The sequence below is a fragment of the Guyparkeria sp. WRN-7 genome (assembly GCF_001641825.1).
GTDB lineage: Bacteria > Pseudomonadota > Gammaproteobacteria > Halothiobacillales > Halothiobacillaceae > Guyparkeria.
On sequence record NZ_LRFH01000014.1, the window covers coordinates 526,862 to 549,457 of the forward strand.

Here is a 22,596-nt window from a genome sequence, read left to right on the forward strand (position 1 = left end):
CGCCGATCGTGCGGGACCGCCTTTCCACTACATACCACCTAGGGGTGAACTGCCATGCGACATGGTGATATTTCGAGCAGTAACGATACCGTCGGCGTTGCCGTCGTGAACTACAAGATGCCGCGGCTGCATACCAAGGCCGAGGTACTGGAAAACGCGCAGAAGATTGCCGACATGATCGTCGGCATGAAGCAGGGGCTGCCGGGCATGGACCTGGTCATCTTCCCCGAGTACAGCACCATGGGGATCATGTACGACCCCGAAGAGATGATGGCCACCGCGGCCACCGTCCCCGGCGAGGAGACCGAGATCTTCGCCCAGGCCTGCCGCAAGGCCGATACCTGGGGCGTGTTCTCGCTCACCGGCGAGCGTCACGAGGACCATCCCAACAAGGCGCCGTACAACACGCTCATCCTGATGAACAACAAGGGCGAGATCGTCCAGAAGTACCGCAAGTGCATCCCCTGGTGCCCGATCGAGGGCTGGTACCCGGGCGACCGCACCTACGTCTCCGAGGGGCCCAAGGGGCTGAAGCTGAGCCTGATCATCTGCGACGACGGCAACTACCCGGAGATCTGGCGTGACTGCGCCATGCGTGGTGCCGAGCTGATCGTCCGCTGCCAGGGCTACATGTACCCGGCCAAGGAGCAGCAGATCCAGATGTCCAAGAGCATGGCCTGGGCGAACAACACCTACGTCGCGGTCGCCAACGCCACCGGTTTCGACGGCGTGTACAGCTACTTCGGCCATTCCTCGGTGATCGGCTTCGACGGTCGCACCCTGGGCGAATGCGGCACCGAGGAGAACGGCATCCAGTACGCCCAGTTGTCGGTCCCGGAGATCCGCGACGCTCGTGCCAACGACCAGTCGCAGAACCACCTGTTCAAGCTGCTGCACCGCGGTTACACCGGCATGCACGATTCCGGCGACGGCGATCGCGGCCTGGCCGAGTGTCCGTTCGAGTTCTACCGCACCTGGGTGAACGATGCCGAGAAGGCCCGCGAGGACGTCGAGGCGTTCACCCGCAAGAAGGTCGGCGTGGCCAGTGCGCCGGTCAAGGACCTGCCGTACGACACGGCCGAACGCGAGGCCGGCGAGTAACCCTCGCCGCCCGGGCTCACCGCACAGACGATGCCATTCATCAACGACAGGCTCGAGCAGACCGAGCGCGAGCGGATCGAGGCCGCCCGCCTGGCCGACGAGGACCGGGGGGCGTCAGCCGAGATCGTCGGCCCGACCGAGGTCGAGCCGGTCGGAATCGAGAGCCGTTACCACTTCGATGTCGACGCCATCATGGCCTCCGTCCGCCGGGAGATCCTCGGCCAGGAGGAGGCCCTGGAGGCGCTGGAGCGGATGCTGCGCATCGTGCGGGCCGACATCTCCGATCCGAGCCGACCGCTGCACACCGCGCTGTTCCTCGGCCCCACCGGGGTGGGCAAGACCGAGGTGGTGCGTTCGCTGGCCCGGGCCCTGCACGGCAGTGCCGAGGCGTTCTGTCGCGTCGACATGAACACGCTGTCGCAGGAGCACTATGCCGCCGCGATCACCGGCGCGCCGCCGGGATACGTCGGCAGCAAGGAAGGAATCACGGTGCTCGACCAGGAACTGATCGAGGGCTCCCTGCGCAAGCCGGGGATCGTGCTGTTCGACGAGCTGGAGAAGGCATCGGACGAGGTGGTCGAGGCGCTGCTCAACGTCTTCGACAACGGCATGCTGACCGTCGCCTCCGGGGGGCGGACCTACAGCTTTCGCAACACGCTGATCTTCATGACCAGCAACCTCGGCGCCCGTCGACTGCAGCGGGCCGCCGAGCGTCGCGAACGGCCGCCGGGCAAGTGGTTCCTGCCGCCGCGTTCGGCCGAACGGGAACACCGCATCGCCGAAGAGGAGCTGCTGGCCCGGTTCGCGCCCGAGTTCGTCAATCGGATCGACAGCATTTCGGTGTTCGGCTGGCTGGACGGCGACACGGTCGACCGGCTGGTGGATGCGGAACTGGTCCGCCTGAATCGTCGCCTGGCCAAGCACCGGGTCCGTCTGCATCTCGACGAGTCCGTGCGCAAGCGTGTAATCCAGTCCGGCTATGACCGCAAGTTCGGCGCGCGCTCCATGCGGCGCGCGTTTCGACACCTGATCGAGGCGCCGCTGGCGAACTTCCTGCTCACCGAGCCGCACCCGTCGGGCGAGTCGCGCTCGCTGCTGGCGGTGATGCTCGGCGGGGAGGTCGTTTTCCGACTCCGGGAATGATCGCCGCATTACTGATGCGTTCGTGACGCGCGGTTCGTCCGCCCGTCCTGCAAACCCTTCACTTATCGGCACTACCGGCCGGCGAGTGAAGGGTTTTCTTTTTTTAAAGTGGTGGTTTTCTTGGTCGGCCCGGTTTTTGGCATTTGCGCAGGTCACCAAAATGCAGCACGGGGAGGTAAATGCGCACCATTGCCCGGCAAAAGAGTCCCGGCGGGTTCGTTTTTCGCGTGACAAAACGTGCCAAAGATACGAAATGAACCGGAATGTAATCGTTTTGTGAAACCTTTTGTTTTGCTTTGCTACCGATTGTTTCGATTCGAGTAAAACCGATTCCCTTGGCACACAAGCTGCTTTTTAGAAAACCGTAATTTTCTGTCACGGCCGAGCGTTTTTCTTGCGCTGTGGGGTTTCCCGGGAGGGTCCCGAGCGAAAGACCGGCGGCCGGGGGCTGGTGCAACGGCACGCGAAGGGTCGCCGGTGACCGGGTGGTTGCGACAGGAACAACGACACACGCATGGGGAAACGAGATGAGCCAAGAACACGTCACGAATGCAGCGAAAGGCGAGGGCCACCAGGGTGGCCACCTGGCCGACGAGATCCACCACATCGAGGAAGAGCTGGATCAGGCCCTCGGCAAGGAGTACGAGCACACGGCGGTGCCGATGTCCGCGCGTCGCAGCATGTTCTCCGTGAGCATGGTGTGGATGGGGTTCCCGATGATCATCACCGGGGCCATGACGGGGTCGCTGCTGGTCCTCGGCATGGGCTTCACCGACGCCCTGTGGGCCATGCTGATCGGCAACCTGATCATGTTCGGCTATGTGGCCCTGCTGGGTCTGCTGGGCACCAAGAAGGGCTTCAACTTCGCGCTGCTCGCCAGCATCGTGTTCGGCCGCAAGGGGTATGCGCTCGCTTCCGGTCTGCTCTCGACCCTGCTGCTCGGCTGGTATGCGGTGCAGACGGGGATCGCGGGGGCCCTGTTGAGCAGCGCCTACGAGATCAACTACGTCCTGATGACGATCATTGCCGGTGCCTTGTTCATCGGGATCACCTTCGTCGGCGTGCGTGGCCTGCACTGGATCGGCATCGTGTCCGCGCCGTTGTTCGTCGTGCTGGCCCTGTGGGTTGCCATCGATGCGTCGAGCACGACCACCTTCGACGCGATCATGGCCTACCCGGGCAACAATCCGGAGCAGCTGCTGCCGTTCGGGGTCGGCCTGACCATGGTGATCGCGCTGTTCATCGATGCCGGCACGGTGACGCCCGACTTCAATCGCTGGGCCAAGGACAAGAAGAGCTCGCTGGTCGCGACCTTCAGCGCCTTCCCGTTCGCCAACATGATCGCCATGGTTCTGGGTGGGGTGATGACCGCCGCGCTGGCCGTGCCGGACGCCAACCCCTTTGGCCAGGACAACATGTTCGGTTACATGATGGCCTCAGGCTCCGGTTTCCTGATGGTGATCGCGTTCATCTTCCTGCTGGCGAACCTGGGCTCCGTCTGCTCCCACTGTCTGTACAACGCCTCCACCGGCTGGTCGCGCATCCTGCGTAGCGAAATGCGCCTGATGGCGGTCGTCCTCGGTGCCATCGGCATCGTGATCGCCGCCGCCAACGTCTGGGCGTTCTTCATCGAATGGCTGAGCCTGCTGGGCATCATCGTCCCGCCGATCGGCGCCATCATCATCGTCGACCAGTACCTCAAGCGTCCGGGCTCCGAGATCGACTCCGACTGGCGTCCGATGGCGTTCATCGCCTGGGTGATCGGCTCCGTGGTTGCCTTCATCGTCGAGAAGAGCATGCCGGGCCTGTCCACGGCCGTGTCCTCCGCGATCGTCGGTGGTGCGGCGTACTGGATCCTGATGAGCGTGGCCGACAAGAAGAAGGCCGCGGCCTGATGCGGCTCGTGTTGCTCGGGTTCTGGGTGAGGACGATGGCGATGAATGACGCGATGCGAATGACCGGGCTGACGGCACGGACTGCCATGACCGTCGATCGGGTCGCCCGGGGGCATGACCGCTCCCCGGCGGCCGGGGAGGCGGCATGAGCGGTCTCGGCGGTCTGAACAAGTCCCCGGATGGGGTGGTGCTGGGTCTGGTCCAGCTGCAGTTGCCGGTGGTGGAGACCCCGGCCGACCTGGCACAGCAGCTGGACAAGGTCTGCGCCATGGTGGCCAAGGCGAAGAACGGCATGCCGACCATGGATCTGGTGGTGTTTCCGGAATATGCGCTCCACGGCCTGTCGATGGACACCAACCCGGAAATCATGGTGCGCATGGACGGCCCGGAAGTGGCCGCGTTGCGCGAGGCCTGCACCCAGAACGACGTCTGGGGCTGCTTTTCCATCATGGAATACAACCCGGACGGCAATCCCTACAACACGGGGCTGATCATCGATGCGCAAGGCGAGATCCGCCTGACGTACCGAAAGCTGCACCCGTGGGTTCCGGTCGAGCCCTGGGAGCCGGGCGACATGGGCATCCCCGTCTGCGAGGGGCCGAACGGCAGCACGCTGGCGCTGATCATCTGCCATGACGGGATGTTCCCCGAGATGGCGCGGGAATGCGCCTACCGCGGTGCCGACATCATGTTGCGCACGGCCGGCTATACCGCGCCGATCCGCCATTCCTGGAAGATCACCAACCAGGCGAACGCCTTCTGCAACCTCATGTATACCGCCAGCGTGTGCATGGCCGGAACGGACGGGACGTTCAACTCGATGGGCGAAGGGATGGTGGTCAACTTCGACGGCACCCCGTTGGTCGAGGGCAGTGGCGTGCCGGACGAGGTTATCACCGCCGAGGTCAGGCCGGCCCTGGCGCGCGAGGCGCGGCGCCTGTGGGGGGTGGAGAACAACATCTACCAGCTCGGGCATCGCGGCTATGTCGCGGTCGACGGCGGGGCCCGGGATTGCCCCTACACCTTCATGCAGGATCTGGTGGCCGGCAGCTATCGGCTGCCCTGGGAAGACGAGGTCGAGGTCACGGACGGCACCTCCTGCGGCTTCCCCAAACCCGAAAGGAAACATTCGCCCTGAGCCGGAGCCCCGGTGGCTCCGGCCGCCGGGGAGGCTCACGACGAACTCGCACAATGGACCGGTCGTGCGATCGGTCCATTACTTTGAATCGATCAGGAGACACTTCCGTGGCAGAAAAAGACTACAAGATCTTCGAAATGGGCGATGTGGTGCTGCAGTCCGGCGCCACCATCCGCGACGCCAAGCTGGCGTACAAGACCTTCGGCACCCTCAATGCGGCCAAGGACAACGTCATCGTCTACCCGACCTGGTATTCCGGCCAGCACTACGACAACGAGTGGTTGATCGGCGCGGGCATGGCGCTGGACCCGGACAAGTACTTCATCATCATCCCGAACATGTTCGGCAACGGCCTGTCCTCATCGCCGAGCAATACCCCGGAGCCATACAACCAGGCGCGGTTCCCCGGTGTTACCTCGTTCGACAACGTCAACTTCCAGCATCGGCTGGTGACCGAGGTGTTCGGCATCGAGAAGATCGCGCTGGTGACCGGCTGGTCGATGGGGGCGCAGCAGACCTTCCAGTGGGGTGCATCCTTTCCGGACATGGTCGAGCGCATCATGCCGTTCTGCGGTTCGGCCAAGACCTCGGTACACAACGTCGTGTTCCTCGAAGGGGTCAAGGCGGCCCTCACCGCCGACGATGCCTGGAAAAACGGCTGGTACGAAAAGCCGCCGACCAAGGGGTTGCGCGCCATGGCGCGGGTCTATGCCGGCTGGGGTTTCTCGCAGGCGTTCTACCGCGAGAAGCTCTACCTCGAGTACGGCTTCTCCTCGCTGGAAGACTTCCTGGTCGCCTTCTGGGAAGGATTCTTCCTCGCCCGGGATGCCAACAACCTGTTGGCGATGCTGTGGACCTGGCAGCAGGGGGACATCAGCAACAACCTGATCTACGAGGGCGACTTCGAGAAGGCGCTGGGCGCCATCAAGGCAAAGGCCATCGTCATGCCGGGGCAGACCGATCTCTACTTCCCGCCGGAAGACAACGAGTACGAGGCCAGCTGCATGCCGAACGCCGAGTTCCGCCCGATTCCCTCGATCTGGGGCCACTTCGCCGGCGGGCCGGGCATGAACCCGGAGGACGTCGCCTTCATCGACCAGGCACTCAAGGAGTTGCTGGCCAGTTGATGCCGACACCAGGGCGCTGGCTCAGGACGGCCCGGCCGGTGCTCTTTCCCGCTTCGGTTTCCCGTGCTGGGGGACCGGCCTTGCGGGACTGACACGTCGGGGCCGGTCTGCGCTCAACCCTCCACTCGACAGACCGTCCGGTCATCGAGTGGAGGGTTTTTTCGTTCTGTGGATGCGATTTTCCCGCCGGCGTCTTCCGGCGCACAAGTTCGGCTCTTGCGGGCAATGCACCAGGATGATTTCGGGTCGCACCATTGGCCAGCAAAAGCGCATTTGTTACCCGTTTTTACGCATTACAAAACGTGACAAATATACGGAATGAGTCGAAATGTAGGCGTTTTGTGAACCATTTTGTTTTGGTTTGTCACGCATTGTTCCGTTTTATTTTCACTCGGTTTTGTTGGCACACAAGCTGCTTTAACAGGGTTGTAATCAATTAGGCCCTGACCGTTTTTGTTTCGTGAGACGGGGTCGAATACGCCGCCCTCCATTAGTGGGGGCGGTCAATTATCACGGGAGAGTGCTGAGATGGCGGAAAAGCTCATACAGATCGACTTTTCGAAGTCGCCGGAAGAACACGACTGCATTCACAACCGCTGGCATCCGGACATCCCGATGTATGCCTGGGTCAAGCCGGGCGACGACTTTGTCCTGGAGTGCATGGACTGGACCGGTGGCCAGATCGACAACAACGATTCGGCCGACGACGTCCGTGACGTCGATCTCACCAAGGTGCACTACCTGAGTGGCCCGATCGGTGTAGAGGGCGTCGAGCCGGGTGACCTGATGGTCGTGGACATTCTCGATATCGGCACCTTCGAAGAATCCCAGTGGGGCTTCAACGGCCTGTTCGCCAAGGAGAACGGCGGCGGCTTTCTCACCGAGCACTACCCGGAAGCGCGCAAGACCATCTGGGACTTCAACGGCATCTACACCTCCTCGCGTCACATTCCGGGCGTGAACTTCGCCGGGATCATGCACCCGGGCCTGATCGGCTGCCTGCCGTCGAAGGAACTGCTGGCCGAGTGGAACAAGCGCGAGGCCGAGCTGATCTCGACCGACCCGGACCGGGTGCCGCCGCTGGCCGCGCCGCCGTACGCCGATACCGCCCACATGGGCAAGATGAAGGGTTCTGAGGCCAAGGCGGCCGCCGCCGAAGGCGCCCGCACCGTGCCGCCGCGCGAGCATGGCGGCAACTGCGATATCAAGGACCTGACCAAGGGGTCGCGGGTCTACTTCCCGGTCTATGTCGACGGTGGCGGTCTGTCCATGGGCGACCTGCACTTCTCGCAGGGTGACGGCGAGATCACCTTCTGCGGTGCCATCGAGATGGCCGGCTGGATTCACATCCGCGTCAACGTCATCAAGCAGGGCGTCAGCAAGTACGGCGTGAAGAATCCGATCTTCAAGCCCAGCCCGCTGCAGCCGGATTACAAGGACCACCTGATCTTCGAGGGGATCTCGGTCGACGAGGACGGCAAGCAGCATTACCTCGACGCCCACGTCTCGTACCGCCAGGCCTGCCTGAACGCGATCGAGTACATGAAGAAGTTCGGCTACACCGGCGCCCAGGCGTACTCGATCCTCGGCACGGCGCCGGTGCAGGGCCACATCAGCGGCATCGTCGACATCCCCAATGTCTGCGCGACGTTGTTCCTGCCGACCGAGATCTTCGATTTCGACATCAATCCGACCGCCGAAGGGCCCACGCCCTCGGTGAAGGACAACAAGGACGTCCCGATCTCCTACTGGGAAGACAAGTAGGTGGTCGGCCTGCGCGCCACGCGCGGGCCAGGACATCGATCAAGAGGTAGGACGCGAAATGCCCGTTTACGAATACCACTGCACCGGATGCGACCACGTGTTCGAGGAGATGCGCAGCATTTCCGAATACCGCGAGCCGATGGCGTGCCCGATCTGCAGTGAGTCGGCCAACCGAGTCATCTACTCGGCCCCACGGCTGAGCATGATGCGCACCGAGGTGCGCAGGGCGCACGAACGCAACGAGCGCAGCGCTCACGAGCCTCGCATGCGTCGCGGCCACATCTGTGGCCCCGGCTGCGGGCACCACCACGCCTCCGGCAAGCAGTCCGCCGAAGGCGAGGGAGGCAGTCCGCCGATGAAGGCCCAGCCCGGCAAGCGTCCCTGGATGCTCGGGCACTAGGTGCCGGATTGAGGCGGTGTCCGTCGGGCGGGATGTCCCCGTCCTCGAGCACCGAGATATTCACTTGACCGCGGTTGATTCGTTCAACCAACTCACCCACAGGAAGAGAAACCTAAGATGAAGAAAACAATCATCAAGCCTTTGATCCTCGCCACGGCCGTGGCCTCGTCACCGATGATCGCGACCTCCGCTGCCCAGGCAGCCTCCGTGTCCGGCAACATCGGTGTGCACTCGCAGTACATCCTGCGTGGTATCACCAACGCTCCGGAAAACGACGATGCGGCCGTGCAGGGTGGCTTTGACGTCGGTTTCGACAACGGCCTCTACCTCGGCTACTGGGGTTCGTCGCTCGGTTACGGTGACGACCAGAACGGCTTCGAGAACGACTTCTACGGCGGTTATGCCGGCAGCATCGGCGATTTCAGCTACGACCTCGGTGTCGTGCAGTACTACTACGTCAACATCGACGACTCGGCGAACGGTACCGAGCTCTATGGTTCCGCCGGTTACGGCCCGTTCAGCGTCGGCTTCAAGACGCTGCTGGGTGACGTCGTGTGGGGCAACCAGGGCGATACCTACTGGACCGCCAGCTTCAGCCAGCCGCTGCCGAAGGGCTTTAACTTCGATGCGACCGCCGGCTTCTACACCTACGAGGACAGCGGCAAGTACGAGGCCGGCCTTGCCACTACCGAAGACAGCGGTTTCCGTCACCTCAACCTGAGCCTGTCCCATCCGATCGGCAATACCGGCGCCGACATGGGTGTCACCTACGTGATCGGCGGCGAGGATCGCCAGGGCAACGATCAGGACAACGCGGTGTTCTTCAGCCTGACTTACGGCTTCGACATCATGTAAGGGTCGACTTCGGGGTCGCGCGGTTAAGGGCACCGCGCGGCTAGTCTAGCTATGACGTTCGGGTTCAAAAGTCATAGTGTAAACCGCACTTCGGTGCGGTTTTTTTTCGCCTGCCGCTTTTGCCTGCACCTCGCTGGTGAGTGGTCCGTTTTCCCTTGCGCTCCGGTGGGGCGTTTCGTTCCGGGCGCGATGCCGCCGGCCTTCCAAGCTGTTGATAATGCCGGCCGCGTCGCGACGAGCGGTTGGTGGCACGTCTGCTGCATTGATCCTGACCTGAGTGGAAACCACGCGGTGGGCCGGCCGGATTGCCGGTAAGCGGCCCCCGTCAGACCAGTACGAGGGATACGTGGACGAGGCTGCAGTGGCACCAGACCAGGCCTGTGCGACGTTTGTCAGCCAGCCGGAGGCCGGTGGGTCCGGCTCGCTCGGCGAGTCGGCATCCGGTCGGGGGCACTCCTCCGGCCACCGCTTCGACGACCGGCGCCGCTGGGCGGCCTCGCTGCAGCTTGGCTTCGACGCCCGTCAGGACGGCGACCGCCGCGTGACGCGATTGTCCACCCTGCGTCACGAGGGTCCGCTGCGGGTGCAGCGTCCGTTCTATCCCGAGGGTGCGGATGGCTGCTGTCACGTTTACCTGCTGCACCCGCCCGGCGGGCTGGTCAGTGGTGACGCGCTCCGTATCCGGGCCGAGGTGGGCGAGGGCGCGCATGCACTGCTGACCACGCCGGCGGCGGCCAAGGTGTATACCGCCGACAGCCACGGCGTGAGCAGTTCGCAGTCGGTTCGCCTCCGGGTGCGACGAGGCGGATCGCTGGAATACCTGCCCCAGGAAACCATTGCCTTCGACGGGGCGCGCACCCTGCAGTCCACCTCGCTGGACCTCGACTCGGGGGCGGCCTGCCTTGGGTGGGAGGTGTTGGCGCTGGGGCGGCCGGCGAGCGACCTGCCGTTCGTCACGGGGCGCATGGAACAGCGGTTCGAACTGCGTCTGGACGGTCGCCCGGTGTGGCACGAACGCCAGATCCTCGATCCGGCCCACCCGCGATTCTCGGGCCGTTGGGCCCAGGGCGGCGCCAGCGTGCAGGCGACGCTGTGGGCGGTCGGCCTGACCGACGAGGCGGCCGCGACAGCGACGCTGCGGGAGGCCCTGCCGCCATCGCATCGCTGGGCGGTGACCAGCCGGCGGGGCGTGATGTTGTTCCGCTATCTGGGCGCGGATGCCAACGAGGCCTGGGACCTGTGCGAACGGGCCTGGGAACTGCTCCGCCCCCGGCTGCTCGCGGTGCCGCCCTGCACGCCCCGCATCTGGCGAACCTGATTCTTTCGAGTGCTCAACCGACGAGTGATGCCATGGAACTGACCCCCAGAGACAAAGACAAGCTGATGCTGTTCACCGCCGGCCTGCTGGCCGAGCGGCGCAAGGCCCGCGGCATCAAGCTCAACTACCCCGAGGCGGCCGCGCTGATCAGCATGGAGGTCCTCGAGGGCGCTCGGGAGGGCAGAAGCGTGGCCGAGCTGATGAGCGCCGGCCGCGAGGTGCTGACGCGGGACGACGTCATGGAAGGCATTCCCGAGATGCTCGACGAGGTCCAGGTGGAAGCGACGTTCCCCGACGGCACCAAGCTCGTCACCATCCACACCCCCATCGTCTGAGGAGGCGGCCATGATCCCGGGTGAATACCAGCTCATGGACGGCGAGGTCGAGCTTTGCGCTGGCCGCGAACGGATTTCACTGGAGGTCGCCAACACCGGCGACCGCCCGGTGCAGATCGGCTCTCACTACCACTTCGCCGAGGCGAACCCGGCCCTGCGATTCGATCGTGAGCAGGCGCTCGGCCACCGCCTGGATGTGGCGGCAGGCACCGCCATTCGCTTCGAGCCGGGGCAGACCCGCCGGGTCACGCTGATCCCCTTCGCCGGCGCGCGGCGCATCTACGGATTTCGCGGCGAGGTGATGGGAGCGGTCGACGCAGGGAGCGCATCATGAAAATCACGCGAGCGGCATACGCCGACATGTACGGCCCGACCACCGGCGACCGCGTTCGCCTCGGCGACACCGATCTGTGGATCGAGGTGGAGCAGGACGCGGCCCATTACGGCGACGAGGTGAAGTTCGGCGGCGGCAAGGTGATCCGCGACGGCATGGGCCAGAGCCAGCGTGCCGACGAGGCGGTCATGGACACGGTGATCACCAACGCCCTGATCCTCGACTGGTGGGGTGTGGTCAAGGCCGACGTCGGTATCCGCGGCGGGCGCATCGCCGGGATCGGCAAGGCCGGCAACCCCGACACCCAGCCGGATGTGGAGCTCGTGATCGGGCCGGGGACCGAAGTGATCGCCGGCGAGGGCAAGATCCTCACCGCCGGCGGGATCGACGCCCACATCCACTTCATCTGCCCGCAGCAGGTCGACGAGGCGCTGATGAGCGGCGTCACCACGATGCTCGGCGGTGGCACCGGGCCGGCGACCGGCACCAATGCGACCACCTGTACGCCCGGGCCCTGGCATATCGGCAAGATGCTGCAGGCGGTCGACGACCTGCCGATGAACATCGGCCTGCTGGGCAAGGGCAACGCCAGTCTGCCGGAGTCCGGCGAGGCGCAGATCCGCGCCGGGGTGATGGGGCTCAAGCTCCACGAGGACTGGGGCACGACGCCGGCCTCGATCGACTGTTGCCTCGGGCTGGCCGAGCGCTTCGACATCCAGGTCGCGATCCACACCGACACCCTCAACGAGTCGGGTTTCGTCGAGGACACGCTGGCGGCCTTCAAGGAACGCGGCATCCACACCTATCACACCGAGGGCGCCGGTGGCGGGCACGCGCCGGACATCATCCGTGCCTGCTCCAAGCCCTACGTGCTGCCCTCGTCGACCAACCCGACGCGTCCGTACACGGTCAACACCATCGACGAGCACCTCGACATGCTGATGGTGTGTCACCACCTCGATCCGAAGATCCCCGAGGACGTGGCCTTCGCCGACTCGCGCATCCGCCGCGAGACCATCGCCGCGGAGGACATCCTCCACGACATGGGCGTGATCTCGATGATCGCCTCGGATTCCCAGGCGATGGGCCGGGTGGGCGAGACCATCTGCCGCACCTGGCAGACGGCCCACAAGATGAAGCGCCAGCGCGGGCTGTTGCCCGAGGACGTCGAACGCGGTGCCGACAACGTCCGGGCGCGGCGCTACGTCGCCAAGTACACTATCAACCCGGCCATCACCCACGGCATCGCCCACGAGGTGGGCTCGGTCGAGGTCGGCAAGCTCGCCGACCTGGTGCTCTGGGATCCGGCCTTCTTCGGCGTCAAGCCGGCGACCATCCTCAAGGGCGGCATGATCGCCGCCGCCCCGATGGGCGACCCGAACGCCTCCATTCCCACTCCGCAGCCGGTCCACTACCGGCGCATGTTCGGCGCGCTGGGCCGGGCGGCCAGCGCCACGCGGCTGACCTTCGTCAGCCAGGCGGCCCTGGAGGCGGATGTCGGCAGCCCGCTGGGACTGAACAGCCCGCTGTCCGCCTGCCGCGACGTGCGCCAGGTGCGCAAGGAGCACATGAAGCTCAATGACGCCTGTCCCGAGATCACCGTCGACCCGCAGACCTACGAGGTGCGGGCCGACGGCGAACTGCTTACCTGCGAGCCGGCCGACGAGCTGCCGCTGACGCAGCGTTACCACCTGTTCTGAGGAAGCCCCAGATGTTGGAACTCGATCAGTTACTCGACCGAGACATCGCCCCGACGCCGACCGATTCGCTGACGCTCACCTATGACGAGCGCGTCCGTGGCCGGCTGCGGGCGACCACCGACCGAGGTCGGGACGTGGGGCTGTTCCTGGAGCGCGGCGGCGTACTGCGCGACGGCGACTGCCTGCAGGCGAGCAGCGGCGAGATCATCCGGGTGCGCGCCGCCGACGAGCCGGTGGTCACTGCCCGCGTGCCCACGGGGCTGGCACTGGCGCGCCTGTGCTACCACCTCGGCAATCGCCACGTGGCGCTCGCCATCGGTGCGGACGAGGCATCCGGTTGGGTGCGTTTTCCGCCCGATCACGTCCTCGAGGACCTGGCCGAGCGTCTCGGGGCGCGGCTGGAACGCCACGAGGCGCCGTTCGACCCCGAGCCCGGTGCCTACGGCCGCGCCGGGCACCACGGTCATCATCACCACCACGGCCATGCGCATGACCACGTCCATGCCCACTGACGAGCAGATGGCTGGCAGCGGCGACCTGGCGATGCTCGGTCTGCTGCAGCTGGTCAGCCCGGCGCTGCCGATCGGGGCATTTGCCTGGTCGCAGGGGCTGGAAAGCGCGCTCGAGCTCGGCTGGGTCAGCGACCGCGACGGGCTCCACGATTGGCTGGATGGTGTGCTCGAGGACGGGCTAGGCCGCGGTGATCTGCCGGTCCTGGCGCGACTGCACCGCGCCTGGGCGATCGAGGATGCGGCGGCCGTGCAGTACTGGAACGACTGGTTGCTGGCCAGCCGAGAGACGGCGGAACTCCACGAGGAGGATGTTCGTCTGGGGGCGGCGCTGTCGCGCCTGATGGGCAGTCTCGACCTGTTGCCGCCTGGCGAGTCGCTGCCCGAGGAGCCCAGCTACGTGACCATGTTCGCCATGGTGGCCCAGCGGCGCGGCGTGCCCGCGCACACGGCGATGCTCGGCTTTGCCTGGGCCTGGCTGGAGAACCAGCTGGCGGTTGCTTGCAAGGCGATGCCGTTGGGTCACACGGCCGCCCAGTCCCTGGTCGAGGCGCTGCGGCCGTCGCTCGTCGGCGTGGTGCGTCGCTCGATGCAGTACGACGACCAGGAGCTTGGGCCGGTGCTGCCGGGGCTCGCGCTCGGCAGTGCATTGCACGAGACCCAGTATTCGCGCCTGTTTAGAAGTTGAGGAGACCTGTGATGAAACACTGCCTGAGAGTGGGCGTTGGCGGGCCGGTCGGTTCCGGCAAGACGGCGCTGCTGCGACAGCTCTGTCTCGCGCTGCGGGAGTACTACAGCCTCGCCGTGGTGACCAACGACATCTACACCAAGGAAGACGCCGACTTCCTGCTGAAGCACGATGCGCTGCCGGCCGACCGGATCGTCGGCGTGGAGACCGGCGGCTGTCCGCACACGGCGATCCGCGAGGATGCCTCGATGAACCTCGCGGCGATCGACGACCTGCAGCAGCGGCACCCCGATCTCGAGCTGATCCTGGTCGAATCCGGCGGCGACAACCTCTCCGCCACCTTCAGCCCGGAACTTTCCGACCTGACCCTGTACGTGATCGACGTGGCCGCCGGCGACAAGATCCCGCGAAAGGGCGGCCCGGGGATCACCAAATCGGATCTCTTGATCATCAACAAGATCGACATCGCCGAGCAGGTGCACGCCTCGCTCGAGGTGATGGACCGCGACGCGTGGCTGATGCGCGGCGAGCGTCCCTTCGAGTTCACCAACCTGCACGACGGCGTGGGTGTCGATGCCATTGTCGGTTTCATCATCGAGCGCGGCATGCTCCCGAAGCGCGGGGCGACGGTGCCCCGCATGGCGCCTCAGGACCATGTCGCCACCACCACGGAGTCCACCCCATGATTGCCAAGTCACTGACGACCCTCGCGTTGCTTGCCTGTTCCGGGCTCGCCCTGGCCCACAGCGGCCACGGCCTCCACCACGGCGGCCTGGCCAGTGGCCTGCTGCACCCGTTGCTCGGCCTCGACCACTTGCTCGCTCTGCTGGCGATCGGCTTCTGGAGCGCCTGGCAGGCCTCGTCATTGAAGCGGGGGATCGCGCCGCTCGCGATGCTCGGCCTGGTCGCCGGCACGTTGATCGGTCTCGCCGGCCTGTCGCTCACCGGCATCGAGGTCGGCATCGCGCTGTCGGTCGTGCTCGCCGGGGTGCTGATCGCCGCTCTGGCCCGGCTGCCGGCCTGGAGTGGTGGCCTGCTGGCCGGGCTGTTCATGCTCGTCCACGGGCTGGCGCACGGCACCGAGATGCATGCTGGCGTCGATGCTGCCGGTTACGTCACCGGCCTGGTGATCGCGTCGCTGGCGATGCTCCTGCTTGGTCGGGTGGCCGGCAATGCGTTCGCCCGTCGTGATCATCCGGCTGCCCGCCTGGTTGGGCTGGCCGTGGCACTGGTCGGCAGCGTGCTGGCGGTCGCCTGACGACCGAAAGCTTGCTGAGGCGGCCCGCCGCTGTGGTAGTCTCCACCGGTCGGTACCGACACCCTGGCGCTCGTCGAGCAACGGAACCTTCGCCCCAAGCGACGGTCTACACAGGGTGTCGGCAAGTGAAGGCCTCGAACCAGCCGCCGAGAGATGGCGCGAGAGGCACTTGAAAACGGGGCATTCGTCCCGACACTGACAGTCAACCGGGGGTGATACGGCTTCGACGTGGGTCGCGAAACTCAAGGTGCATGCCGAGGTGTAGTTCCCTCGTAAAACCACTGCAAGACCAATAGTTGCCAACGACGACAACTACGCACTCGCAGCTTAAAACCCTGTAGGGTGCCGTCTGGCCGGAGCCGTGCTTGTGCGTCCGGAACCCAGGCGTCGACTCTCACAAGCTCGCGGTGAAGCGCGTCCGGCGTGGATCCGTTAAAACTCAAACCGGACTCGCCGAGTATCTTCCCTGCCTGTCGGGTAGTACTCGGTTAAAGCAATAGACAGGACAAGCATGTAGGACCGAGAGCGTAGGGCTTGCGGACGCGGGTTCGACTCCCGCCACCTCCACCAAATCCTCATCCGAAACCAGCCTCCGGGCTGGTTTTTTTTGTGCCCGTTCGCCTCTGCACGCATCTCTCCTCGTCCGTCGGGTAGCGCTGTTTCCGCATTGCCGGATCGCGTGCCAATATGCTTTTAGGAACATTGCGAGCTTTCGGAGGTGGCGTTGCGTGGAGTGGACTGAGCGGATCGTGTCTGGCTTGGCTTGCGCCGGTCGGCGTTGGCGCCGCCCGGCAGGGCCGGTCGCGCTCTTCGGTCTGGTCTGTGTGTTGTGGCTGGCAAGCACACCGGCGCATGCCCGCGAGGTGACCGTTGGCCTCTACGACAACGATCCGAAGGTCTTTCGTGACGAGTCGGGCGAGCCCGCCGGTCTGTTCGTCGATATGATCCGTGAGATCGCCGAGCGAGAGGGCTGGGAGCTCGCGTTCGAGGACTGCCAGTGGGCTGCCTGTCTCGATCGTACCGCGACCGGCGAGATCGATCTGATGCCGGATGTGGCAATCAGCGAGCAACGGCGGGACCGTTTTGCGTTTCACCAGGTTCCCGTGCTGCACAGCTGGTCGCGTGTCTATCGCAGCCCGGGGCTCGAAATCGATTCGATGCTCGACCTGGATGGCCGGCGGATTGCCGTGCTGGAAGGCTCGATCCAGCAGGAGCGACTCAAGGGCCTGCTGGATGAATTCGGTATCACCTACGAGTTCGTTCCAGTAGCCGACTTCCGCTCGGCATTCGCCGCCGTGTCCGAGGGCAAGGCCGGTGTGGCGGTGGTCAATCACCTGTTCGGTGGCCGCTATGCGGGAAGCTTCGGGCTCGAGCGCAGCTCGGTGGTGATGGAGCCTTCGCGGCTGTTCTTCGCCACCGCCAAGGGGCGCAATCCGCAACTGCTCGCCGCCATCGATGCGCATCTTTCCCGCTGGCAGGCCGACAGCCAGTCGGTCTATTTTGACATCCTAGTTCGCTGGACCGGCGAGCCGGTGAGGCAGGTGGTGCCGGGCTGGGTCTGGTGGGTCGGTAAGCTGATTCTCGTCCTGCTGGTGCTCAGCCTCGGCGTGGCCTTCTGGCTGCGTCGAGCGGTCGCCCAGCGCACTCGGCACCTCTTGCAGGCCCGAGGTGAGCTCGAAACCGCCTACCAGGTGATCGAGGCCAGCCCCTCGGTACTGTTTCGCTGGCGCCTTTCGCCGGGTTGGCCGGTCGAATACGTCTCGGGCAACGTGCGTCGCTGGGGTTACGAGCCGGAATTCTTTACCAGCGGCGAGCACTGCTTTGCCGATATCGTTCACTCCGACGATCTCGAACGTGTCGGTGCCGAGGTCGAGGCCCACCTGAAAGCGGGCGAGACCGCCTACCGTCAGGAATACCGCATCCTGCACGCCGACGGCGGTGTGGGCTGGGTGGGTGACCTGACCCATGTGTTCCGGGACCAGCAGGGGCGTGTCGAGCGCATCGAGGGCGTGGTTACCGACATCACCGAGCAGCGCGAGAGCGAACGACGCCAGCGCGAGGCGGCCGCCATCCTCGACAATACCCTGGAAGGGGTGATCGTCACCGACGACAACGGCCGGATCCTGATGGTGAACCGCGCGTTCCAGTCCCTGACCGGCTACACCGAGCACGAGGTGCTGGGGCGGCCCGTGTCCTTCCTCGATGCCGAGGACAGGGGCACGCCCTGGACGGAGATTCGCGAGCAGCTGGCGACCAGCGGCCACTGGCAGGGCGAGATCACGAGCCGGCGCAAGAACGGCGAGGTCTTCCCGGAGCTGCGGGCAATCAGCCTGGTGGCCGGCCCGGTCGGCGAGGACGATCGAATCGTGCACCTGTTCACCGACATGTCCCGGCTGCGGGCCACCGAAGAGCGACTCGACTTCCTCGCCGGCCACGATGCACTGACCGGATTGCCCAACCGGGCCCTGTTGTTGTCTCGCCTGAGTGAGCGGGTTGGCGTGCCGTCGGGCCCCACCATCGGCGTGCTGATGATCGATATCGATCGTTTCCGTGACGTCAACGACAGTTACGGCCACCATGTCGGCGATACCCTGCTGCGCCAGGCGGCACAGCGGCTGGAAGAGTTGCTGTCGGGGCAGTGTCTGGCCCGTCTCGGCGGCGACGAGTTCGCGGTGCTGATCGAGGAGCCGGCCGGGCGCGAGTCGCTCGGCCGGTGCGCCGAGGAGGTCGTCGAACTGTTGAGTCGGCCCTGGCAGCTCGATAACGGCACCGAGGTGCGACTCGGTGCCAGCGTCGGGATCACCATCTACCCGGATTTCGGTCGCAGCCCGGATGTGCTGCTGCAGCAGGCCGATGCCGCACTCTACCGCGCCAAGGCCGAGGGTCGAGGTGTCCATCGCTTCTTCGACGAGAGCCTTACTGCCGGTGCCCGCCAGCGGGTCGAGATGGAAACGCGGTTGCGCCATGCGATCGATGGCGGCGATCTCGAACTGCACTACCAGCCCCAGGTCGATATCGGTAGCGGGCGTATCGTTGGTGCCGAGTCGTTGGTGCGATGGCGTGACGGCGACCGAGGCCTGGTGCCGCCGGATGCCTTCATTCCCATCGCCGAGCAGACCGGCATGATCGGCGCGCTCGGCGAATGGGTGCTGCGCGAGGCTTGCCGGCAGGGGCGCGCCTGGCTGGATGCGGGGCTGCGCCTGCCACGCCTGTCGGTCAATCTGTGCCCGCGCCAGTTGCATGCCGAAGGCCTGGTCGAGCGTATCGCAGCCATCCTCGCGGAGACCGGCTACCCCGCCGAACGCCTCGAGCTCGAACTGACCGAGACGGCGCTGATGCACCAGCAGGATCGGTCCATATCGGTGCTGCGGTCGCTGCGGCGTCTCGGGGTGCACCTGGCGATCGACGACTTCGGTACCGGTTATTCGTCGCTGGCGTACCTGCGGCAGTTCCCCATCGACGTGCTCAAGATCGACAAGCGGTTCGTCGACGACCTGGCAACGAACAACGACGACCGCGAGATCGCGACCGCCATCCTCGCCCTGGGGCAGGCCCTGCGCTTGTCGGTGATCGCCGAAGGCGTGGAGACCGCCGAGCAGCTCGCCTTCCTCGAATCCAACGGCTGTGACAGCTATCAGGGCTACTACTTCAGCCCGCCGGTACCTGCCCCGGCCTTTGCGCGCCTGTTCGGCGAGCAATAGATCGCTCGCTTACCGGCGGAGGGACGGGGGCCGCGCTGCTACGCTCTGCCTCAGGGCCGGGTCCAGCGGCGCGATTCACGCAAGGTAAGGAGCGAGCATGACGAGCAACGGCGGACTGTTGAAGGATGCACTGACGAATCTCAAGCCCCTGATGGACGACGAGCGTATCTCCGAGGATGCGCGTCGGCGGCTGTCGCAGCCGAATCGCGTCGTCGAGGTCGAAATCCCGTTGCGCATGGATGACGGTTCGCTGCGGGTATTCACCGGCTGGCGGTCGCTCTACGACAACACCCGCGGCCCGGGCAAGGGCGGTATCCGCTTTCACCCCAGCGTTACCGGTGACGAGGTGGCTGCCCTGAGCTTCTGGATGGCGGTGAAGTGTGCCGTGGTCGACCTGCCTTTCGGCGGGGCGAAGGGCGGGATCTGCGTGGATCCCAAGCAGTTGACGCGCCTCGAGCTCGAACGGCTGTCGCGCGGATATATCCGGGCACTGATCGACGTGCTGGGTCCGGATCGGGACATCCCGGCACCCGATGTGAATACCAACGAGACCATCATGGGCTGGATGGCCGACGAGTACCGTCAGGCTGCCGGCCGCCACCAGCGCGGCATGATTACCGGCAAGCCACCGGGGCACGGCGGGTCGCTCGGCCGGACGGCCGCCACCGGCCGCGGGGCGCTGCAGGTCCTGAATATCTGGGAGCGTCGTCACGGTCGCGGTGACCAGCGCCCGCGCGTCGCGGTCCAGGGCTTCGGCAATGCTGGCTTTCACTTCGCCCGCCTGGCTCATGATGCCGGGTACCACGTGGTGGCCATCGCTGATTCGCGCGGCGCCATCTACCGCGAGGCCGGGCTCGACCCGCTTGCCATCTGGGAGCGCAAGCGCGAGTCGATGGAGCTTTCCGGCGGGGTGTACTGCGAGGATTCGGTCTGCGCCGAGGTGGAGGTCGACAAGCTGACCAACGAGGAACTGCTGGCGCTGGATGTCGACGTGCTGGTGCTGGCGGCACTGGAAAATGCGATCACCGAAAAGAACGTCGATGCCATCCGGGCGCCGACCATCCTCGAGATCGCCAACGGGCCGATCAACCACGCCGCCGACCGCAAGCTCTCGGCCAAGGGCATCGACATCATTCCCGACGTGCTCGCGAACAGCGGCGGGGTCATCGTCAGTCACCTCGAATGGGTGCAGAACCGCATGGGCGACTACTGGCGTGAGGACGAGATCGAGCGCCGGCTGGCCGAGCGGCTGGGCGAGCAGGCCGATTACGTCTTCGAGCGGGCGGTGGCGGAAACCGAGTCGTTGCGCTCGGCCGCCTATCGCCAGGGCATTGAGCGCATCGCCATGGCCATGGACGGGCTGGGCACCGAGCGCTACTTCTGTGGCGACACCGGCCCCTGATCCGGGTTCAGAAGTAGCGGCGCCAGCGGACCGTCAGGCTGGCGGGGATATGGCCGAACTCGGAACGGATCGCGGCGTCGGCGTCCAGCCCGTCGCCCGAGGCGACCAGCAGCGAAACCAGCAGGTCGGATTCGTTGCTGAGCGACCAGGCGAGATTCAGCTGGTGCAGTAACGAGGGCTGTCGGGCACCGTCATCGTCCGGTAGCGGGCTGGCCAGCAACGTATAGCTGCCTCGCAGTAGCGGCGTGAGGTCCCTTTCCGCGCCCAATCCGAGCACCCGCCGACCGAGCTGGGGTATCAGGCCGCTGGCGAAGCGTCTTGATGTGCTCGTCGCCGCCAGACTGTCGGTGCGCCCCGCCCCGGCGCCGTTGTCGTACCACTCGGCGATCAGGAGGGTGCCGCCATCGAGCTGGTAGTCGACACCGGCGATCCAGAACCGGTAGTCGTCGCCCCCCTCGTTCGGGCCGTGGTGCGCCGCTTCCAGGCGCCAGCCCATTCCCTCGATTTCCCCTTCTAGACTGGCGCCGAACACCGTTTCTTCCCGGACCCGCCCGGCCAGCAGGGCGAGCGCCATGCTGGTGCCCACCTGTCGTCGGTAGTGCATTGCAACGCTGTCGTCGGCCGAGTTATCTCGCGGCGAGAGTACGTAGGCGAGGGTGAACGAGGAAAGCGGGCCGGGATACCAGTCGAGCACGGCGGCATCGATGCCGGGCTTGAAGTCGGTATCGAGATCCGTGGGAGCGAAGGCGCCGAAAACATTCAGCGGCTGCCAGAATCGCCCGGCACCCCAGTCGATCGGCTGGCGACCCACCGACAGTGCCAAGTCGTCGTATCGCCAGCGGTAGACGGCGCGATCGAGTGCGTAGCCGACCCGGGTGGCATTCGTGGCGCCACCCCGGTCGATCCAGTCCTGCTCGATCGGCTGATAGCGGAACCGATCCGCCGGCCCGGTTGCCTCGACCGGCAGTCCGTCGGTATGCAGGCGCCGGGCCTTGGCGTGCAGCGACCAGTCGCCGAGCTCGGTGACGTCATCGAGCATCAGTCGCAGGCTCTGCTGGTCGGCACTGGGCCAACTCTCGTCGCCAGCCAGGTCGTTGCTGTCCGGGTGGGCGAGCGTGCCAAACAGGGCGGTGCGCGCCGTGAGATCAGCCGCTCCCGCCGGCGACAAGGCCAGCGCGAGGGCAAGCCCCGCGGCAGCGTTAGGCCAGGTCGGCCGGATGCTCGGTCTCGATGCGCTCATCACTGACGATGCGTCCGTCTCGCAGCTTGATGATCCGTTCGGCGCGCTCCATTACCCGCACGTCGTGGGTGGAGAACAGGAAGGTGGTGCCCTCCTCGTGGGAGAGGCGGTGCATGATGTCGAGCAGGGCGGTGGCGTTTTCCGAGTCGAGGTTTGCCGTCGGCTCGTCGGCGAGCACCAGCCGCGGGCCGGCGGCCAGTGCGCGTGCCACGGCGACCCGCTGCTGCTGTCCGCCGCTCAGGGCCGAGGGGCGACGGTGCATGATCTCCTTGAGTCCCACCAGTTCCAGGTAGTGCTGGGCCCGCTCACGGCGTTCGCCGGCCGGGCGACCCTGCAGCACCATCACCAGCTCCACGTTCTCCAGCGCGCTCAATACCGGCACCAGGTTGTAGGCCTGGAAGACGAAGCCGAGCTCGAACAGGCGGAAGTCGGACAGTCGCGCCTCGGGCAGGGCGGTCATCTCGGTGCCCCGCAGCCACACCCGGCCCTCGCTGGGCGCATCCAGGCCGCCGATCACGTTGAGCAGGGTGGTCTTGCCCGACCCCGACGGCCCGACCAGCGCGGCGAACTCGCCCGCTTCGACGGCGAGATCGATGTCGGCCAGTGCGTGCACCGTGGTCTCGCCCTGTCGGTAGCGCTTGGCAATGCCCTCGAGTTTGAGCAGCGACATGACTCGATTCTCCATTTG

Annotated in this window: 21 protein-coding genes and 1 other RNA gene; 19 read left to right on the forward strand and 3 right to left on the reverse strand. The window is 65.6% G+C overall.

The genetic code is table 11. From position 1 onward, the window contains the following. The first annotated feature begins 54 nt into the window (after nucleotides 1-54). Both AWR35_RS07035 and AWR35_RS07040 read left to right on the forward strand, forming a co-directional pair. On the forward strand, nucleotides 55-1,101 hold the full coding sequence (locus AWR35_RS07035) for an aliphatic amidase (RefSeq protein WP_058575216.1): 1,047 nt from the start codon (nucleotides 55-57) through the stop codon (nucleotides 1,099-1,101). Between the two features lie 30 nt (nucleotides 1,102-1,131). Further along, nucleotides 1,132-2,244, forward strand: a complete 1,113-nt coding sequence (locus AWR35_RS07040) for an AAA family ATPase (protein WP_058575217.1) — start codon at nucleotides 1,132-1,134, stop codon at nucleotides 2,242-2,244. Between the two features lie 103 nt (nucleotides 2,245-2,347). Here the strand turns inward: AWR35_RS07040 and AWR35_RS10780 are convergent, their stop codons facing one another. Continuing rightward, nucleotides 2,348-2,623 carry a hypothetical protein gene (locus AWR35_RS10780; RefSeq protein WP_156413950.1) on the reverse strand — a complete coding sequence of 92 codons (276 nt, stop codon included), beginning with the start codon at nucleotides 2,621-2,623 and terminating at the stop codon, nucleotides 2,348-2,350. 148 nt (nucleotides 2,624-2,771) lie between these two features. On the opposite strand from AWR35_RS10780, the gene AWR35_RS07045 reads away from it, so the two are divergent. From AWR35_RS07045 to AWR35_RS07125, 17 genes are all read left to right on the forward strand, one after another. Next, nucleotides 2,772-4,139 (forward strand): cytosine permease, encoded by a 1,368-nt coding sequence (locus AWR35_RS07045; protein WP_058575218.1) that lies wholly within the window; start codon nucleotides 2,772-2,774, stop codon nucleotides 4,137-4,139. A 145-nt stretch (nucleotides 4,140-4,284) separates the two neighbouring features. After that, nucleotides 4,285-5,277 carry a formamidase gene (locus AWR35_RS07050; protein ID WP_058575219.1) on the forward strand — a complete coding sequence of 331 codons (993 nt, stop codon included), beginning with the start codon at nucleotides 4,285-4,287 and terminating at the stop codon, nucleotides 5,275-5,277. A gap of 107 nt (nucleotides 5,278-5,384) precedes the next feature. After that, entirely contained in the window at nucleotides 5,385-6,404 is a 1,020-nt protein-coding gene (locus tag AWR35_RS07055) for an alpha/beta fold hydrolase (protein ID WP_231723568.1), read from the forward strand. Nucleotides 6,405-6,932: 528 nt separating this feature from the next. Continuing rightward, complete coding sequence (gene fmdA / locus AWR35_RS07060; protein ID WP_058575220.1) at nucleotides 6,933-8,168, forward strand: formamidase; 1,236 nt, start codon at nucleotides 6,933-6,935, stop codon at nucleotides 8,166-8,168. Between the two features lie 58 nt (nucleotides 8,169-8,226). Further along, nucleotides 8,227-8,568 carry a zinc ribbon domain-containing protein gene (locus AWR35_RS07065; protein WP_058575221.1) on the forward strand — a complete coding sequence of 114 codons (342 nt, stop codon included), beginning with the start codon at nucleotides 8,227-8,229 and terminating at the stop codon, nucleotides 8,566-8,568. Between the two features lie 117 nt (nucleotides 8,569-8,685). Next, complete coding sequence (locus tag AWR35_RS07070; RefSeq protein ID WP_058575222.1) at nucleotides 8,686-9,423, forward strand: TorF family putative porin; 738 nt, start codon at nucleotides 8,686-8,688, stop codon at nucleotides 9,421-9,423. Between the two features lie 361 nt (nucleotides 9,424-9,784). Next, nucleotides 9,785-10,741, forward strand: coding sequence for an urease accessory protein UreD (locus tag AWR35_RS07075; RefSeq protein WP_082663971.1), 957 nt, complete (start codon nucleotides 9,785-9,787; stop codon nucleotides 10,739-10,741). Nucleotides 10,742-10,773: 32 nt separating this feature from the next. Beyond that, nucleotides 10,774-11,076, forward strand: a complete 303-nt coding sequence (ureA, locus tag AWR35_RS07080; protein ID WP_058575223.1) for an urease subunit gamma — start codon at nucleotides 10,774-10,776, stop codon at nucleotides 11,074-11,076. Between the two features lie 10 nt (nucleotides 11,077-11,086). After that, complete coding sequence (locus AWR35_RS07085) at nucleotides 11,087-11,410, forward strand: urease subunit beta (protein ID WP_058575224.1); 324 nt, start codon at nucleotides 11,087-11,089, stop codon at nucleotides 11,408-11,410. Next, a complete protein-coding gene (gene ureC, locus AWR35_RS07090) occupies nucleotides 11,407-13,110 on the forward strand; it encodes an urease subunit alpha (protein ID WP_058575225.1) in 1,704 nt (567 codons plus the stop codon). Before AWR35_RS07085 ends, ureC begins: the two co-directional genes overlap by 4 nt. Nucleotides 13,111-13,121: 11 nt before the next feature. Continuing rightward, nucleotides 13,122-13,622: an urease accessory protein UreE gene (ureE, locus tag AWR35_RS07095; RefSeq protein ID WP_058575226.1), complete on the forward strand. Its 501-nt coding sequence runs from the start codon at nucleotides 13,122-13,124 to the stop codon at nucleotides 13,620-13,622. Next, the gene (locus tag AWR35_RS07100) at nucleotides 13,546-14,307 is read left to right on the forward strand and encodes an urease accessory UreF family protein (protein ID WP_197408156.1); all 762 of its coding nucleotides are present in this window, start codon (nucleotides 13,546-13,548) and stop codon (nucleotides 14,305-14,307) included. Before ureE ends, AWR35_RS07100 begins: the two co-directional genes overlap by 77 nt. Nucleotides 14,308-14,318: 11 nt before the next feature. Beyond that, the gene (gene ureG, locus AWR35_RS07105; RefSeq protein WP_058575228.1) at nucleotides 14,319-14,993 is read left to right on the forward strand and encodes an urease accessory protein UreG; all 675 of its coding nucleotides are present in this window, start codon (nucleotides 14,319-14,321) and stop codon (nucleotides 14,991-14,993) included. Beyond that, complete coding sequence (locus tag AWR35_RS07110) at nucleotides 14,990-15,565, forward strand: HupE/UreJ family protein (protein WP_058575229.1); 576 nt, start codon at nucleotides 14,990-14,992, stop codon at nucleotides 15,563-15,565. Before ureG ends, AWR35_RS07110 begins: the two co-directional genes overlap by 4 nt. A gap of 208 nt (nucleotides 15,566-15,773) precedes the next feature. Beyond that, nucleotides 15,774-16,135: a transfer-messenger RNA gene (gene ssrA, locus AWR35_RS07115) on the forward strand. 158 nt (nucleotides 16,136-16,293) lie between these two features. Continuing rightward, on the forward strand, nucleotides 16,294-19,266 hold the full coding sequence (locus tag AWR35_RS10785) for an EAL domain-containing protein (protein WP_156413951.1): 2,973 nt from the start codon (nucleotides 16,294-16,296) through the stop codon (nucleotides 19,264-19,266). 97 nt (nucleotides 19,267-19,363) lie between these two features. Then, complete coding sequence (locus AWR35_RS07125) at nucleotides 19,364-20,668, forward strand: Glu/Leu/Phe/Val dehydrogenase (protein WP_058575231.1); 1,305 nt, start codon at nucleotides 19,364-19,366, stop codon at nucleotides 20,666-20,668. 7 nt (nucleotides 20,669-20,675) lie between these two features. Here the strand turns inward: AWR35_RS07125 and AWR35_RS07130 are convergent, their stop codons facing one another. Beyond that, nucleotides 20,676-21,908 carry a hypothetical protein gene (locus AWR35_RS07130; RefSeq protein WP_156413952.1) on the reverse strand — a complete coding sequence of 411 codons (1,233 nt, stop codon included), beginning with the start codon at nucleotides 21,906-21,908 and terminating at the stop codon, nucleotides 20,676-20,678. Next, nucleotides 21,868-22,578 carry an ABC transporter ATP-binding protein gene (locus AWR35_RS07135; RefSeq protein WP_156413953.1) on the reverse strand — a complete coding sequence of 237 codons (711 nt, stop codon included), beginning with the start codon at nucleotides 22,576-22,578 and terminating at the stop codon, nucleotides 21,868-21,870. The genes AWR35_RS07130 and AWR35_RS07135 overlap by 41 nt, the downstream gene beginning before the upstream one ends. Nucleotides 22,579-22,596: the final 18 nt, after the last annotated feature.